Origin of the sequence: Telmatobacter sp. DSM 110680 (genome assembly GCF_039994875.1) — a bacterium.
In the GTDB taxonomy this organism is placed as follows: Bacteria; Acidobacteriota; Terriglobia; order Terriglobales; family Acidobacteriaceae; genus Telmatobacter.
This window is the reverse complement of the sequence record NZ_CP121196.1, coordinates 25,730-39,763: the sequence shown is the minus strand read 5'-3', so window position 1 is coordinate 39,763 and position 14,034 is coordinate 25,730. Positions and strand designations below refer to the sequence as shown.

Here is a 14,034-nt window from a genome sequence, read left to right as displayed (position 1 = left end):
GTCGGGATCACCGCACGCGACGAAGAAAAATCGAACTGGGGAACTGACCCATCTCCACGGTCAGTCCCTGGTCGAACTTCATCGGCTTCATATCAGGGAAGCAGCGCATCATGTCACTCAAGCGCTGATGGTGCAGCAGCGCAAGCGATCCCAGAATCTCGAATTGCTCATTCATCAGCAGGAACGCGTAGAACAGCGCCGTCTCATGCTGAAAGAACAGCGCCGTCGAAAGCGTGTCGGGATTGTAGTCGTAAGGAAAATAAATGTCGTGGAAATGAATAAAAGTCCCCGGCGCCAACCTTGGCAGCATCTCGAAGACAATCAGATTCACTTCACCCGCAGGCGCAAGCGTATGACTTGAGTCAACGAAGAACAGGTCGCCCGCACTTACCCAGCTGGCGCACTCCGCACCCACATCCTCTACCTTTTTCGGCACCAGCTCGATTCTGCCCGCTGCACTTTCGCGCTTGAGGAACTCCGTTGGATACGGTTCGATGCAGATTATTCGCGGGCTGTACCCTTCATCTTTCGCGGCACGCAGACAAACCGCCGTGGAAACGCCGGAACCAATCTGCACGATCTTTGCGGGTCGATGTGCGCGCACAAAGCAGTAAAGGAAATCTGCCTCCACCTCTCCGTATCCTTCGTTGCTCCCGTTCGTCCGCACCGCGTCGGCATGAATTTCAAATCTCTTTAAACTCGACCGATAGCTCGCCGTACTTTGATCCACCCAGGCGATCTGCTTCTCGACGTCGCCCGGAATCCCGACAAAACTGCGCGGCTTCTTCCACTCCGAAGAAATTTTCAAAGCGTGAATGTCTGGAATCTCTGAATAAAAATGCCGCGGAAGGATGTCCACGCCGATTCGCTGGCCCGCTTCAAATACCGATCGCAGCAGCATCTTGCTGCTGTTCTTGAGCGACCTGATGAGGTTCGATGACATAGGCAAATGGATGGCCCGCAATTTACCAGAGCGGAAAAGCCTCTTCTCTCGGAGAGTCCTTCAAATTGTACAGACCTTCATTAAGCACTCTGAGAACCCTTAAGATGTCCGGAATCTTCAATTGAAAATGCCAACTCTCATCACCGGTTCGCGTAACTCCGCTCTTCTCGCTTCCGCAGCATAAAATTCGACGCGGCATGAATCTCAACCAGAATCCCCCTTCGCTTCAGCCGTGCGATGCGAGCTGGATCGGAAATCGCGATATACCGCTCAAAAAACTCCGCGATTTCGTCGTCGCTCAAATTGCGTGCCACATGCGCCAGCCGATAGCGGAGATAGAAGACCTTCAGAATGATCCCCCGCTGCCGCTGCCGAAACTTCGCGGCAAAATAATTCGCGTCCAGCATGTCGAAGTGCAGAATGTTGCCCAGGTCCATGCTGCGCGGCGCTCGCAGAAACGCCCGCCAGCGATGGGTCACGAAATCAAAGTTCTCGAAAGTTTTCAGGCGAATAAATGATTTGTGATTGCTATAGCCAAGAAAATATCCCGCCGGAATTCGGCTGCCGCTGCGCGGCTCGCGCATAAGCCTGGGAAGTGCCCCAAGAAATCGGACTTGATAGAAGAGGTAGTCGTACCAGGCCACCAACGCGGATGACCGCGTAACCCTCAACAGCAGTGCGCGCGAGTAGCGCCAGATCGCTTCGGTCTTCGGAAATCGGTTAAGAAAATACACGCAATCGGCAAAAGGATTCTCCGACGCGGCAGAAACAGGAACAGATTCGAGATTCGGCAGCAATACCTGGTCAATCGTCTCCGGAACCTTGGCCAGATGTTTTGCAATGTGATCTGCGTCGATCTCCTCATCGCGTGACATCAGCACCAACTCATCGGGATCAATGCCGCCCAGCCATTCCAGCCCTTCCGCCGCTGCACTCTTTGCCGCGTACCAGGTGTTGATGCGCTTCCGCACATCCATGTCCGTGTCCCAGCAAACCAGGATGTTCTTGATCCACTCGGGAGCGTCTCCGGTTTCCTCGACGCGGATAGAGTCGCGTGCCACCACGCAGGGGTACTGCGAAACCAACTCCTGAGAACCGTCAGTCGTGCCATCCCAGAAGAGATAAATCCGCGAGCACCCGGCTGCGACATGGTATTCAATCGCCGACGGAAGCAGCCTCGCCTCGTTCTTCACGGTGTAGGTAAGGGCAAATTTCCCTGACGACAAACTTCGACCTCGCTTCCAATCGCCAATCGGCGGTCGGGTTTGCCTCAGTTTACAAGAAGCTGTCCGCACAACTCTGCGCGTGCTCCAGTTATGCAATCCATGACTGCGCAACGGAGTCAACCATTTTCCGCACACAAACCGATCCATGCTGCCGTCGTTGCTCTTGCCGCTTGCAACCTTGCTAGCGCCGACCGGTGTGGAAGCTGTACGCCACGCCCGCCTTCACGATTGGATAAGTCTTCAGTGGATCGAGGTCTTCGTCCACTTGCTCACCTCTGCATTCAGGTCGCTCTGCACCTGCAATGCAATCGGATTATCGGGATTCGCGATGTCAGCGCACTGCGTCTGTGCCTGGTCGTGGCAGGCCCATCCTGCCAACTTCACATGAAGCGCCGGAGAACCCACGAACGCGACTCCCGCTTCAACCGGAAACGACCAGTGTCCCCGATGCGTCAGGGGATTGCCCCAGCCCCCGGTGATACTAAAGGCCGGACGTGTCGTGTGCAGACTCAACAGCGCTCTGCCGCTTAACGGCGTTGCGCCTGTGGCCTGGTTTGCATTGGCTGAGTAGAAAGTATCCCCGTCGAGAGTAAAACTCGAGCCGCCCGCGATCATCGAGACTGCCGTTAAGCGATTCTGGTTATAAAACAAGATCCCAGGACTAACCCGGAACGCAGAACCAAAAGGATAGATGTCCAGTGACGTACCCGCCGAAGCAAGTCTGAGTTGTGCATCGGCGCGAAAGCCGTTCGTCGTGAAGTTGATTGGGTGCGAAAACATGCTGCCCGAAGTGCGCAAGTTCAGATGACGACCTAAATTCGTCGTCAGTTCCAGCCCCACTCCAAGAGGCGAAACATCAAAGCCGACAGCACCCTTTGAAAACGGCCCGTTTGCGTTGGAAGAGACCGGACTCGCTGGTCCCACTGGCCCAATGACGGTGTTACTGTTCCGGACAGCGAACATGGACGACGGATATGACTGCCCAGATAGGGTGTTTAGAAAAATGAGAGGGAAGAAGCTATAAAAAAAGGCCCTGTAAATCATGTAAGAAAACCCTTGAGTGACGGTTAAGTCTAGCTATTTCAACATCTCAAGCCCGATATGCACTTCAAATTGAAGTCATTCGTGTGTTAACGAAAGAGTACATACTCAGACCCCTAATCTAAGCGAAAAGTAATCCGCGGTTTGTGAATATTTCGAGTGGCAGGTGAAATCGAAAGTAACAAGCACGTAACAATACGGAGATCAGATTCATGTTGGAATTTAATTGACAGGAAACCCCGTTTGTTGCCTGTTCAGGCGAGAAGGTTGCCTCTCGTCTCGATGTTTGTATGCGCTTGCAACCGGATGGCTTACCAGCCAGGTTCGACGCTGTCGTGCGCAAGAGTTTTTACGTAATTATTGCAAAATTGCTGGTATATTGGAGTCACTGGCAACCACAGCGGTGCCCGTGCACGTCACAGATGGATGGAAGCGCTTGCTTTCATCCTCCCAATAACATAGGCCTCCTGGTTTACTTTGTTCGGATCAATTCTTAGGCATTGTGAAACAACCTTCATCCAAGTGAGGATGGCGAAGCCTTGCCAATATCTGATTTTCAGAACTTGAACTCTGAAATCCGAGTAGCCGACACGAGTACCGAAGTAACCAGAGCGATGTCGTGGTTTGCGGTGTACACCACTTGCCGGCATGAGAAGAAAATTGCTCAGCATTTGGCTCAGCGCGAAATCGAGCATTATCTGCCTCTCTATCGTGCCGACCGAAAGTGGCGCGATGGTTCCAAGGTTACGCTGGAATTGCCCCTCTTCCCGGGCTACATCTTTGTTCGAATCAATCGTTCCGAGCGAGTAAGTGTCCTTAGCGTTCCCGGTGCCTTAACCGTGGTTGGAGGGACGGGTGGAGCTCCTGCCCCGCTTTCCGATGCTGCGATCGAAGCATTGCGCACCGGATTGCAGCAGCATCGCATCGAACCTCATCCCCTACTTCGCGTAGGAGAATTGGCGCGCATTCGCTCTGGCGCCTTTGCTGGAATGATCGGCATCGTGGCGCGCAAGAAGAGCGGGTTCAGGATTGTGCTCACTCTCGAGCAAATCATGCAGAGCGTCGCAGTAGAGCTGAATGAGGATGATGTGGAGCCACTGCCCGGTGAGTGCGGCTTAGCGGAAACCGGTCATCGTCTTTCCCTGCAGGAAGTGTAGTTCTTCCCCTTTGATCGGCAGAGTTGATCTGCGAATAGTACGGGTCAGTTCGAAGTGATGGCTTGATGTTGTACGCCGTTCTCGGATGAGACCTAGCGAGCTGCAGTGTTGAATGGCGGAATTATCCATAATCGATAACCGCTGCGACCCAGAGCGGTTCAATGTATATCTGCGGCATCTAGGGTTTTGCAGTTCTTTTAACCCAGTTGTCTGTCCTGCTTTCCCACGGTAATGGAAATCACTGTTGTCGCTTCATCCAGGAAGAATTTTTCAGGACTGAAGCAAGCGATTTGAGACCTCCCAGCTTAAGACAGGCGGCAAAAGAATTTATGACTGGATCATCTGGCTCCGCAAGGGGCAGCACCGAAGAACGCATCCTGACCACCGCAGCTTCGTTGTTCGCGCAGTTTGGCTACAACGGAGTCAGCACGCGAGAAATTGCGTCGGCCGCTGAGGTGAATGAAGTCACGATTTATCGCCATTATCCCCGCAAACGCGACCTTTATCTTGCTGTTCTCGGCGCGGAGTTGCAGCGTGTTCAGCTGCGCGGTGAATTGCTGACGCGCCTGGCCGAGGCGCAAAATGGCCGCACGGCCCTCACCTGCACATTTGAATTGATCGCGACCACATTGCAGCAGCAGCCACAATTGCTCCGCTTGCTGCAGTACAGCGCCCTGGAATTAGGCGACGATCTCGATCCCCTCATGCGCAGGCATCTCGGGGAACTTGTCGAGGTCGTCGCACGGTATCTGGATCCATGGATTCAGCGAGGCGAGTTGCGCTGTTCCAATGCCAAGACTCTGGTCCTCACTCTTATTGCGATCGTGCTCAGTCGGGGTCCGCTGCGTCGTGTATTTCTGGGCGACGCTGAGAATCTAAATTCGCTTTTTGAAACATATTCGGAATTTTGTCTGGCGTGATTGCTGGAAGGCAGCTGCAACATGCGTTGGGCGGATTTGTATAGTTGGCGATTTGAAAGTTTTGGCTATCTACCGATTCAAGAGATAGGCCTCGCCTTTAGATACTTGAAAAGGAGTATTAGGGTTGATGAAACTCAAGGGTAAAGCGGCTGTCGTTTGCGGTGGAGGAGGATTCATCGGTGGCCATCTCGTGAAGAGCCTCCTTGCCAATGGAGTCAATGTCATTCGTGCTGTCGATATAAAGCCGATGGACGAGTGGTATCAAGTCTCTTCCGACGTGGAAAACGTTGTTGCTGATCTCAAGGACAAGGATAACTGTTATGCGGCCGCTAAAGGTGCGGAAGTAGTTTTCCAACTCGCGGCCGACATGGGCGGAATGGGCTTCATTGAAAACAATAAGGCCCTTTGCATGTTGAGCGTGCTGACCAATACGCACATGCTTCTCGCGGCTCGTGATGCAGGTACTGAGCGCTTTTTCTACTCCTCTTCGGCCTGCGTTTACAACGGTGAGAAACAGAAAGACGCGCATGTTATCCCCTTGAAAGAGTCGGACGCCTATCCGGCGCTTCCGGAAGATGGCTACGGCTGGGAGAAGCTTTTCAGTGAGCGCATGTGTCGGCATTTCGAAGAAGACTTCGGAATGCAATGCAGGGTTGCGCGATATCACAACGTTTATGGCCCTTTCGGAACCTGGACAGGCGGACGCGAAAAAGCACCAGCTGCGATTTGCCGTAAGGTTCTCGAAGCCAAGCTGTCGGGCCGGCACGAGATCGAGATCTGGGGTGATGGCAATCAGACGCGCAGCTTCATGTTCATTGACGATTGCACCCGGGGCACGCAGGCCATCACGGAAAGTGATATACGCGAGCCGTTGAATCTCGGATCGAACGAACTTGTCACCATCAATCAGCTCGTCGACATCGTCGAAGATATCGCCGGCGTGAAGCTGAAGCGCCGCTACAACCTCAATGCGCCGAAAGGCGTCAACGGACGCAATAGCGACAACACCAAGATCCTGGAATACCTGCGTTGGGAGCCCTCGATTCGGCTCAGAAACGGGCTTGAACAAACCTACCAGTGGATTGAGAAAGAAATGCTCACCGTTGCCCATGCCTGAAGACTGGGACTGCGGGCGACTCACGCACTCGGCAACTCATCACCGGAGATATTGCAAATGAGCGGAACCCCAAACGAGCGGCAGATCCTTGGCGTGAACTTCTACATCGGAGATGTGGAGGGCGCGATACGACGTCTTGCAAACGGCGGACTGTTGGTTGTGCCGGCGGCACCTGCTTTGAAAGATGTTGCCTGGAACGAGGATTATCGTGAAGCCCTGGTTAATGCGGATGTCGCAATCGCTGACTCCGCGTTTATGGTTCTTGTTTGGAATTTCCTCGAAGGAGATTCAATCTCCCGCTTATCGGGATTGAAATATCTCCGCGAACTGTTGTTGAAGGACGCCGTGCGTTCACCGGGAAATACAGTCTGGGTGATGGCAGGCCGGGCAAGTGCAGACAAGAACATTGCATGGCTCAATTCTCAGGGAATTGAGGTGCCGGATGAATGCGTTTATCTGGCGCCTCTGTACGGAAGTAAAATCGAAGACACAGAACTCATTCACAAGCTGCAGACTTTACAACCGAAGCATGTCGTCATCACGGTTGGCGGTGGAACGCAGGAGCGACTCGGGCTCTATCTCAAACGGAACCTTAATTACCTGCCTGCCATCCATTGCATCGGAGCGGCAATTGCATTTTTGAGTGGCGATCAGGTGCGCATTCCAGATTGGGCCGACCGGCTTTATCTTGGTTGGTTGCTGCGCTGTCTGTCGTCCCCACGGCGCTTTATTCCGCGCTATCTGTCTGCCTCAAAGCTGATTGCTATCCTTTGGCGTTATCGAGGACAGTCGCCGGCGGAGCACGACAGCGAGCAGCCTCTGGCCCAGGCCGAGTAGTCTCGGTCGAAAGACTCAAAAGATAGATTTAACGGGAGAAATTGGTGAGATGGTTGAAAAAAACGAATCAGTAACCATAGCCGTCGTAGGTTCGGGTTACGTGGGATTGGTCGCCGCGGCGTGTTTTGCGGAGATCGGACATCGTGTAGTTTGCGTGGACAATGACGAATCCAAGGTTCGCATGTTGCATGACGGTGGTGTGCCGATTCATGAAGAACACCTTCCGGAGTTGCTGTCGCGGCATCGTGGCAAAACACTGGAATTCACTTCGGATCTGCGAGCGGCAACGCAGTCGGCGCAGGCCATCTTCATCGCTGTGGGCACCCCGCAAAGCCAGACTGGTAGTGCCGATCTTTCGTATGTGGATGCCGTTGCGAGCGAGATCGCGCGCTCCATGGACTCCTACAAGGTCATCGTCGAGAAAAGCACTGTCCCTGTTTATACCAACGAGTGGATCCGCCGTGTGATTGAACGCAACGGCGTTCCGAAGGATTTGTTCGACGTCACCTCGAACCCGGAATTCCTGCGCGAAGGCACTGCGGTTGTCGATTTCCTGCACGCAGACAGAATCGTGATCGGAGCGGCCACTGAGACCGCTGCCGATTTGTTGAAGAAGATCTATCTGCCATTGACGAGTGGAAGCTACTACAACGTAGTGGGCTCTGTTCCTGGCCCGCGCACGAATGTTGATCCCCCGCCCATCCTCCACACCTCTACGAAGGCGGCTGAGATCATCAAGCATGCATCGAACGCTCTGCTCGCAACCAAGATTTCCTTTATTAATGTGGTTGCGAATATTTGTGAGGCCGCCGGCGCTGACGTGGAAGAAGTGGCGCGCGGCATTGGCATGGATACTCGTATCGGCCCCAAGTTCCTGCGCGCCGGAGTGGGTTACGGCGGATCATGTTTTCCGAAGGACGTTGCAGCCTTCCGTCACGTCGCAGAGCAGGTTGGCGTTGACTTTGGGCTTCTGCACGAAGTTGAAAAGATTAACGAAGAGCAGAAGCAGCGCTTCTTTCAGAAAATTCGCTCCGCCTTATGGACCTTCCGCGCCAAGAAAATCGGCGTGCTTGGACTCGCTTTCAAAGGTGGCACCGATGATGTTCGCGAATCTCCAGCCCTCGATATCGTAAAGAAGCTTTTGAGTGAGGGATGCGTTATCTGCGCGCATGACCCGGCCGCCGCTGGTCGCTGCAAAGAAGTTATTCCCGAAGGACCGACGATGCGCTATGTCGACGACCCGTATGCCGCGGCACAAGACGCCGACGCCCTTCTGATCCTGAACGATTGGCAAGAATTTGCCGAGCTTGATCTAGCCAAGCTCCACTACACTCTCCGCTATCCGATCGTCATCGACGGTAGAAATCTATACGATCCCACCACCATGACCAACGCGGGCTTTACATATCTCAGTGTCGGAAGGCCTGGTCTTACGCAGCCGCTTGATCCGGTCTCAGCCTTTTTCCTTCCGCGTCGCAGAGATGGTGCCAAGGCGTAGCATGCGGTTGCTTGCAACCTCTGGCTCGCTGAACGCTTCTGAACTAGAAAGGTCTCGCTCATTGCGCAGTCAGCCGACAGGAATTTCGCTCGGCCGCAATTGTCCGGAGACAACAGATTTCAGAAAGAGGATATCTGTACTATGCAAGTCTTGATTGCCGGCGCCGCCGGGTTTTTAGGCTCTCACTTAACGGACGCCATCCTTGCCGAAGGTCATGACGTTTTAGGTGTCGACAATCTTTGCACCGGCTCGGTCGAAAATCTCAAACATTTAAAAGCTGAACCAAAATTCAGATTCCTTGAGCAGGATATCTGCGTGCCCTTTGATCCCAAGCGCGTGGATTACGTGTTTAGCTTTGCCTCCCCCGCCAGCCCGGCAGACTACATGCGGCTCGGAATCGAGACTTTGATGGTGGGCTCGGCGGGAACCAAGAATCTATTGGATATCGCCAAGAAGTATGGCGCCAAATTTTTGCACGCGTCAACGTCGGAGTGCTACGGCGATCCAGAGCAGCATCCACAGACTGAAGAATATTGGGGGCACGTAAATCCCATCGGGCCGCGCTCGGTCTACGATGAGTCCAAGCGATTTTCCGAGGCCCTCGTTACCGCTTATCACCGGTATGAAAAGGTTGATACTCGGCTGGTGCGAATCTTCAATACGTATGGCCCGCGCCTCCAAATGAGCGATGGCCGGGTGATCTCCAATTTCCTCGCCCAGGCGCTGAAGGGCGACGACATAACTATCTACGGTGACGGAAGTCAGACGCGTAGCTTTTGTTATGTGTCAGATGAGATCGATGGGATAGTCAGGCTGTCCAAAAGCGACGAGCATTCGCCCGTCAACATCGGAAATCCCACTGAGTGGACGATTCTTGAATGCGCCAAAGCCGTGCTCAAGGTCACCGGATCAAAAAGCAAGATCATTCATCAGCCGCTACCACAGGATGATCCAACGCAGCGCAAGCCAGACATCAGCAAAGCTAAGCGTCTGTTGCAGTGGGATCCCAAAATCGATCTGCAAACCGGACTCAAGCTGAGTCTGGAATATTTCAAAGCATGCGTCGCAGCTACGGTTTAGGTGATTCAAGAATTACGAGTTCAAAAGCCTGCCAGCAGGACGTAGCATTAAAGCGGCCAACGGCAAGGGAGCAATGATTTTGAAAAGAGCGCTGATTACGGGTGTGACTGGACAGGACGGTGCCTATCTGGCGCAGTTATTACTGTCGAAGGGATACGAGGTGCATGGAATCAAGCGTCGCGCCTCTTCCTTCAATACCTCTCGAATCGACCATATTTATGAAGACCCGCATCAGAACGGCCGTCATTTTCTGCTCCACTACGGCGATCTCACAGATGCCAGCAGTCTGATCCAGATCGTGCAGAGAGTGAAGCCTGATGAGATTTACAATCTCGCTGCGCAGAGCCACGTCAAGGTTTCATTTGAAGAGCCGGAGTATACGGCGAATTCTGACGCGCTCGGCACGCTGCGTCTGCTTGAGGCCATCAGAATTGCCGGGCTTGAAAAGGTTACCCGCTTTTATCAGGCTTCGACCTCCGAGTTGTATGGTCTCGTTCAGGAGATTCCGCAGAAAGAGACCACCCCGTTTTATCCCCGTTCTCCTTACGCGGTTGCCAAGCTCTATGCCTACTGGATCACGGTCAACTATCGGGAGGCCTACGGTATGTATGCCTGCAACGGAATTCTCTTCAATCACGAATCACCTCAACGTGGTGAGACCTTTGTAACTCGAAAAATCACGCGTGGATTGGCAAGAATCAAAACCGGGTTGCAAGATCAACTCTATTTGGGAAATATGGATGCGTTACGCGACTGGGGACATGCCCGGGATTACGTAGAGATGCAGTGGCGTATGTTGCAACAGAGTGAGCCCAAGGATTACGTAATCGCAACCGGCGAACAACATAGCGTGCGCGAGTTTGTGGAACTGTCAGCCAAATTCCTCGACATGGAAATCCACTGGGAAGGTGCAGGTGTTGAAGAGAAGGGAATCGATAAGCAGGGAAATGTAATCGTGGCCGTCGATCCGCGATACTACCGCCCCACCGAAGTAGAAACATTGCTTGGCGACGCCAGTAAGGCGCGCCGCGAGTTGGGTTGGCAGGCCACCGTCACTTTCAATGACTTGGTCAAAGAAATGGTAGAGGAAGATCGCAAGATTGCAGAGAAAGATGCCCTGGTCAGAAAACATGGCTACTCTGTTTTCAACTTCCACGAGAATTAAGGAATCAGGTCTTCTGACATGGAAAAGAACAGCCGGATTTTTGTTGCAGGCCACCGCGGACTTGTCGGTTCTGCAATCTGTCGCGCACTCGAGCGGCAGGGTTATCGGAGTCTTGTCCTGCGCACGCACGCAGAACTCGATTTGACCGACCGTGCGGCGGTGTTGGATTTCTGCCAGAAGGAAAAGCCTGAGTTTGTCTTTCTCGCTGCTGCCAAAGTGGGCGGTATTCTTGCTAACGACACCTATCCTGCTGATTTCATCCGTGAAAATCTCGAGATCCAGAACTCCGTCATTGATGCGAGCTACCGGAGCGGCGTGAAACGGCTGCTGTTTCTTGGGTCAAGCTGCATCTATCCAAAGCTTGCTCCGCAGCCGATCAAGGAAGAGTACCTGCTGACTGGGCCGTTGGAGCCCACTAATCGAGCCTATGCTCTGGCAAAGATAGCTGGCATCGAGATGTGCTGGTCCTATAACCGTCAATACGGCACTCGTTATCTGGCTGCAATGCCAACCAATCTCTACGGCCCAGGCGACAACTTTGATCTCAAGGGATCCCATGTGCTTCCGGCCTTGATGCGTAAAGTCGTTGAAGCAAAGCGCGCCGGAGAAACAAGGCTGGCCGTGTGGGGCACGGGAAAGCCGCGCCGCGAATTCCTTTATAGTGACGACCTTGCCGAGGCCTGCATTCATCTCCTGAACTTGCCTGAAGCATCCTACGAATCTCTGATCAGCCAGGATGAAGCACCGCTGATCAATATAGGTACGGGTGAAGATCTGACCATACGCGAACTAGCGGAACTGGTAGCGCGCGTTCTCGGATTTGACTGTGAACTCGTCTTCGACACTACTCGCCAGGACGGCACCCCCCAGAAACTCCTCGACGTAAGTCGAATCCACTCCCTCGGGTGGAAGGCGAAGGTCAGTCTCGAGGAAGGAATTCGTCGTACCTACGCATCGGCGCAATCTCAACTCGAACTTGTTGCTTCCTGACATTCAGAACATCCGCTCCGAGCGCTTGTGCTAGCCTTAAACCGTCCACACCGAACAAGATCTGGGCTAATTGGGCATTTCATGGAACGCGGCCCCTTCGCTCGAAGGTGAAGTGCTGACAACAGCACAACTACTAGCCGAATTTCGCAAACGCCGGTCAACCGGCCAAACTGACGCTTTCAATCAATCACCCAATGCGTCTGTGTAACATCGGTCATCCGACCACAAGAAGGACAATGGCTTTCAGAAACCAACTTCTGGTTATCGTGGGGTTGCTCGTATTGCAACCGCTCTTCCTGGTATCCCAGGAACAGCGCCCTCCACTCATTCCCATGGCCACAGGCTCGGGCTCATCTTCAGGCGCCAATGCTTCCTCTCCGGGGTCTGTCGGCAATCTCTCTGAAGGACCAATCGCGGAGGGTGAGGTGGTCCACATCTCCGTGTTCAACGCCCCGGATTTTTCCTTTGTCACTCGCGTTTCAGAGAGTGGAGATATACCGTATCGCTTTCTCGTGGGCGCGAAGCTTCGAGAGTTAGAGCAGGCCGTGAAGCACGCAACCTCAGACGAAGAGATGCGCGCTGAGATTGCTCGCCTTACGCGTCAGAAGCTGACTAGTCCTTCGTGAGGAAGTACGACTCGATCGCCCGCATTACGGTGCGGTGATTGATCTGCGGTTCTTTGCCTTCGTACTTCGCCGCCCAGCAAATCTGGTTGATGATGTCGCGCGGATAACAGGAGCGCAGTTCTTGCTTCAACGTCCCATGCACGAAGTCGATCAGTGTGTGCGCCACGGTCTCGTCGCACTCCACCTTGCGATCGCCGGCAACTCGCCGGAAGATCTCGCAGAACTCCTCGTCGCTGACCTCGCCAATAAAAATCTTGGTCTGAATTCTGCGTAGAAACGCCGCATCCAGCAGTTGCGCGGGATCAAGATTCGAGGCAAACACGACCAGCATCTCAAACGGCATTTCGATCTTCCGTCCGCCCGCCAGGGTGAGGAAATCGATCTTGCGGTCGAGCGGAACCACCCACCGGTTCAGCAGTTCATCTGGCCGAACTCTCTGGCGTCCGAAATCATCGATAATCAGCACACCATTGTTGGCCTTCATCTGTACGGGGCCCGTGTAGAACTTTGACCCCGGATTGTACTGCAGATCCAGCATTTCAATGGTAAGTTCGCCACCCACAAGAACTGAGGGGCGCTGACACAGCACCCAGCGCTCATCGTGATTGGGCGGCTCCATATGCGCCAGTCGCGTATGCAGTGTCGGGTCGTAGATCGTAATCAGCTGGCCGTCGACCTCAATCGCGTAGGGAATCCATACCGCATCTTCCGATAGCACCTTTGACAGCAACTCGGCGATCGTGGTCTTACCTACGCCCGACGGGCCGTACAAGAAGATCGCAGCTCCAGAATTCAGCGCCGTTCCAAGCTGCCATAGAATCCTGTCATCCAAAACCAGGCTTGAAAACGCACGCTGGACATCGGCTGGATGGACTTCGGCGTGAGAAACGCTCTGCAGCTTTACCTGGCTCACATAGCTCGAAAGCGTCACCGGTGCCGGTCCTGTGTATTGGCTCTGCGACAGCAGCTCCTGCGCGCGAGTTCTGCCCTGCGAGGTGATCGCCAGATTGGGAATTTGCCCGCTCAAACCGGTTACCTGGCAAAGCTGCTCAGTGCGAAGTCTCTTCAGAAGCTCACTCGCAACTTCAAAGCTGATACGCATCATCTTTGCCATGTCCAAGACCGAGAAAGGTCCTGAAATGTAAAGGTGTTTGAGCGCCAGGTCCTCGAGAACGGACTGACGCAGTCCGACCTCCTGGATCGTTACAGGCTTATGCGTCGGCCCCGCGGTGGGGTCGGTCTTCATGAATTCCTGTAGATTGAGCAAAGGTTCCATAATGTTCTGCCAAGACATTCAGTATATTTGGCATTCTTTCCCGGCGGTTGAAAATCGAATCTTTATTGTCGTCTGGCACGCGAGTAACTCGCTATGGTACTCCCGCGTGCATTGCCGACGGTGACATCGGTGTATTCGTAACCCGATGGGAGTGCCTG

Annotated in this window: 13 protein-coding genes; 9 read left to right on the top strand and 4 right to left on the bottom strand. The window is 53.7% G+C overall.

Features of this window, described 5'->3' with window-relative positions:
• Positions 1-7: 7 nt before the first annotated feature.
• The 3 genes from P8935_RS00165 to P8935_RS00155 all read right to left on the bottom strand — a co-directional run bounded on the left by P8935_RS00165 (position 8) and on the right by P8935_RS00155 (position 3,132).
• A complete protein-coding gene (locus P8935_RS00165; protein WP_348262987.1) occupies positions 8-943 on the bottom strand; it encodes a class I SAM-dependent methyltransferase in 936 nt (311 codons plus the stop codon).
• Between the two features lie 140 nt (positions 944-1,083).
• Positions 1,084-2,169, bottom strand: a complete 1,086-nt coding sequence (locus P8935_RS00160; RefSeq protein WP_348262986.1) for a glycosyltransferase family 2 protein — start codon at positions 2,167-2,169, stop codon at positions 1,084-1,086.
• A 240-nt stretch (positions 2,170-2,409) separates the two neighbouring features.
• The gene (locus tag P8935_RS00155) at positions 2,410-3,132 is read right to left on the bottom strand and encodes a hypothetical protein (protein ID WP_348262985.1); all 723 of its coding nucleotides are present in this window, start codon (positions 3,130-3,132) and stop codon (positions 2,410-2,412) included.
• A 692-nt stretch (positions 3,133-3,824) separates the two neighbouring features.
• On the opposite strand from P8935_RS00155, the gene P8935_RS00150 reads away from it, so the two are divergent.
• From P8935_RS00150 to P8935_RS00110, 9 genes are all read left to right on the top strand, one after another.
• Positions 3,825-4,367 (top strand): UpxY family transcription antiterminator, encoded by a 543-nt coding sequence (locus P8935_RS00150; protein WP_348262984.1) that lies wholly within the window; start codon positions 3,825-3,827, stop codon positions 4,365-4,367.
• A 329-nt stretch (positions 4,368-4,696) separates the two neighbouring features.
• Complete coding sequence (locus P8935_RS00145) at positions 4,697-5,287, top strand: TetR/AcrR family transcriptional regulator (protein ID WP_348262983.1); 591 nt, start codon at positions 4,697-4,699, stop codon at positions 5,285-5,287.
• A 127-nt stretch (positions 5,288-5,414) separates the two neighbouring features.
• On the top strand, positions 5,415-6,404 hold the full coding sequence (locus P8935_RS00140) for an NAD-dependent epimerase/dehydratase family protein (RefSeq protein ID WP_348262982.1): 990 nt from the start codon (positions 5,415-5,417) through the stop codon (positions 6,402-6,404).
• A gap of 57 nt (positions 6,405-6,461) precedes the next feature.
• Positions 6,462-7,241, top strand: coding sequence for a WecB/TagA/CpsF family glycosyltransferase (locus P8935_RS00135; protein WP_348262981.1), 780 nt, complete (start codon positions 6,462-6,464; stop codon positions 7,239-7,241).
• Positions 7,242-7,290: 49 nt separating this feature from the next.
• A complete protein-coding gene (locus P8935_RS00130) occupies positions 7,291-8,739 on the top strand; it encodes a UDP-glucose/GDP-mannose dehydrogenase family protein (protein WP_348262980.1) in 1,449 nt (482 codons plus the stop codon).
• Between the two features lie 141 nt (positions 8,740-8,880).
• Positions 8,881-9,819, top strand: coding sequence for a UDP-glucuronic acid decarboxylase family protein (locus tag P8935_RS00125; protein ID WP_348262979.1), 939 nt, complete (start codon positions 8,881-8,883; stop codon positions 9,817-9,819).
• 73 nt (positions 9,820-9,892) lie between these two features.
• Positions 9,893-10,984 carry a GDP-mannose 4,6-dehydratase gene (gene gmd / locus P8935_RS00120; protein ID WP_348262978.1) on the top strand — a complete coding sequence of 364 codons (1,092 nt, stop codon included), beginning with the start codon at positions 9,893-9,895 and terminating at the stop codon, positions 10,982-10,984.
• Between the two features lie 18 nt (positions 10,985-11,002).
• Positions 11,003-11,974: a GDP-L-fucose synthase gene (locus P8935_RS00115; RefSeq protein WP_348262977.1), complete on the top strand. Its 972-nt coding sequence runs from the start codon at positions 11,003-11,005 to the stop codon at positions 11,972-11,974.
• A 236-nt stretch (positions 11,975-12,210) separates the two neighbouring features.
• Complete coding sequence (locus tag P8935_RS00110) at positions 12,211-12,600, top strand: hypothetical protein (protein WP_348262976.1); 390 nt, start codon at positions 12,211-12,213, stop codon at positions 12,598-12,600.
• On the opposite strand, the gene P8935_RS00105 is transcribed toward P8935_RS00110, so the two are convergent.
• Entirely contained in the window at positions 12,587-13,876 is a 1,290-nt protein-coding gene (locus P8935_RS00105) for a hypothetical protein (RefSeq protein WP_348262975.1), read from the bottom strand. The genes P8935_RS00110 and P8935_RS00105 overlap by 14 nt on opposite strands.
• Positions 13,877-14,034: the final 158 nt, after the last annotated feature.

Excerpts from the sequence above, each read along its gene's own strand:
- P8935_RS00165 (WP_348262987.1), bottom strand. The coding sequence starts at position 943 with ATGTCATCGAACCTCATCAGGTCGCTCAAGAACAGCAGCAAGATGCTG.
- P8935_RS00155 (WP_348262985.1), bottom strand. The coding sequence starts at position 3,132 with ATGTTCGCTGTCCGGAACAGTAACACCGTCATTGGGCCAGTGGGACCA.
- P8935_RS00150 (WP_348262984.1), top strand. The coding sequence starts at position 3,825 with ATGTCGTGGTTTGCGGTGTACACCACTTGCCGGCATGAGAAGAAAATT.
- P8935_RS00145 (WP_348262983.1), top strand. The coding sequence starts at position 4,697 with ATGACTGGATCATCTGGCTCCGCAAGGGGCAGCACCGAAGAACGCATC.
- P8935_RS00140 (WP_348262982.1), top strand. The coding sequence starts at position 5,415 with ATGAAACTCAAGGGTAAAGCGGCTGTCGTTTGCGGTGGAGGAGGATTC.
- P8935_RS00135 (WP_348262981.1), top strand. The coding sequence starts at position 6,462 with ATGAGCGGAACCCCAAACGAGCGGCAGATCCTTGGCGTGAACTTCTAC.
- P8935_RS00130 (WP_348262980.1), top strand. The coding sequence starts at position 7,291 with ATGGTTGAAAAAAACGAATCAGTAACCATAGCCGTCGTAGGTTCGGGT.
- P8935_RS00125 (WP_348262979.1), top strand. The coding sequence starts at position 8,881 with ATGCAAGTCTTGATTGCCGGCGCCGCCGGGTTTTTAGGCTCTCACTTA.
- gmd (WP_348262978.1), top strand. The coding sequence starts at position 9,893 with ATGATTTTGAAAAGAGCGCTGATTACGGGTGTGACTGGACAGGACGGT.
- P8935_RS00115 (WP_348262977.1), top strand. The coding sequence starts at position 11,003 with ATGGAAAAGAACAGCCGGATTTTTGTTGCAGGCCACCGCGGACTTGTC.
- P8935_RS00110 (WP_348262976.1), top strand. The coding sequence starts at position 12,211 with ATGGCTTTCAGAAACCAACTTCTGGTTATCGTGGGGTTGCTCGTATTG.
- P8935_RS00105 (WP_348262975.1), bottom strand. The coding sequence starts at position 13,876 with ATGGAACCTTTGCTCAATCTACAGGAATTCATGAAGACCGACCCCACC.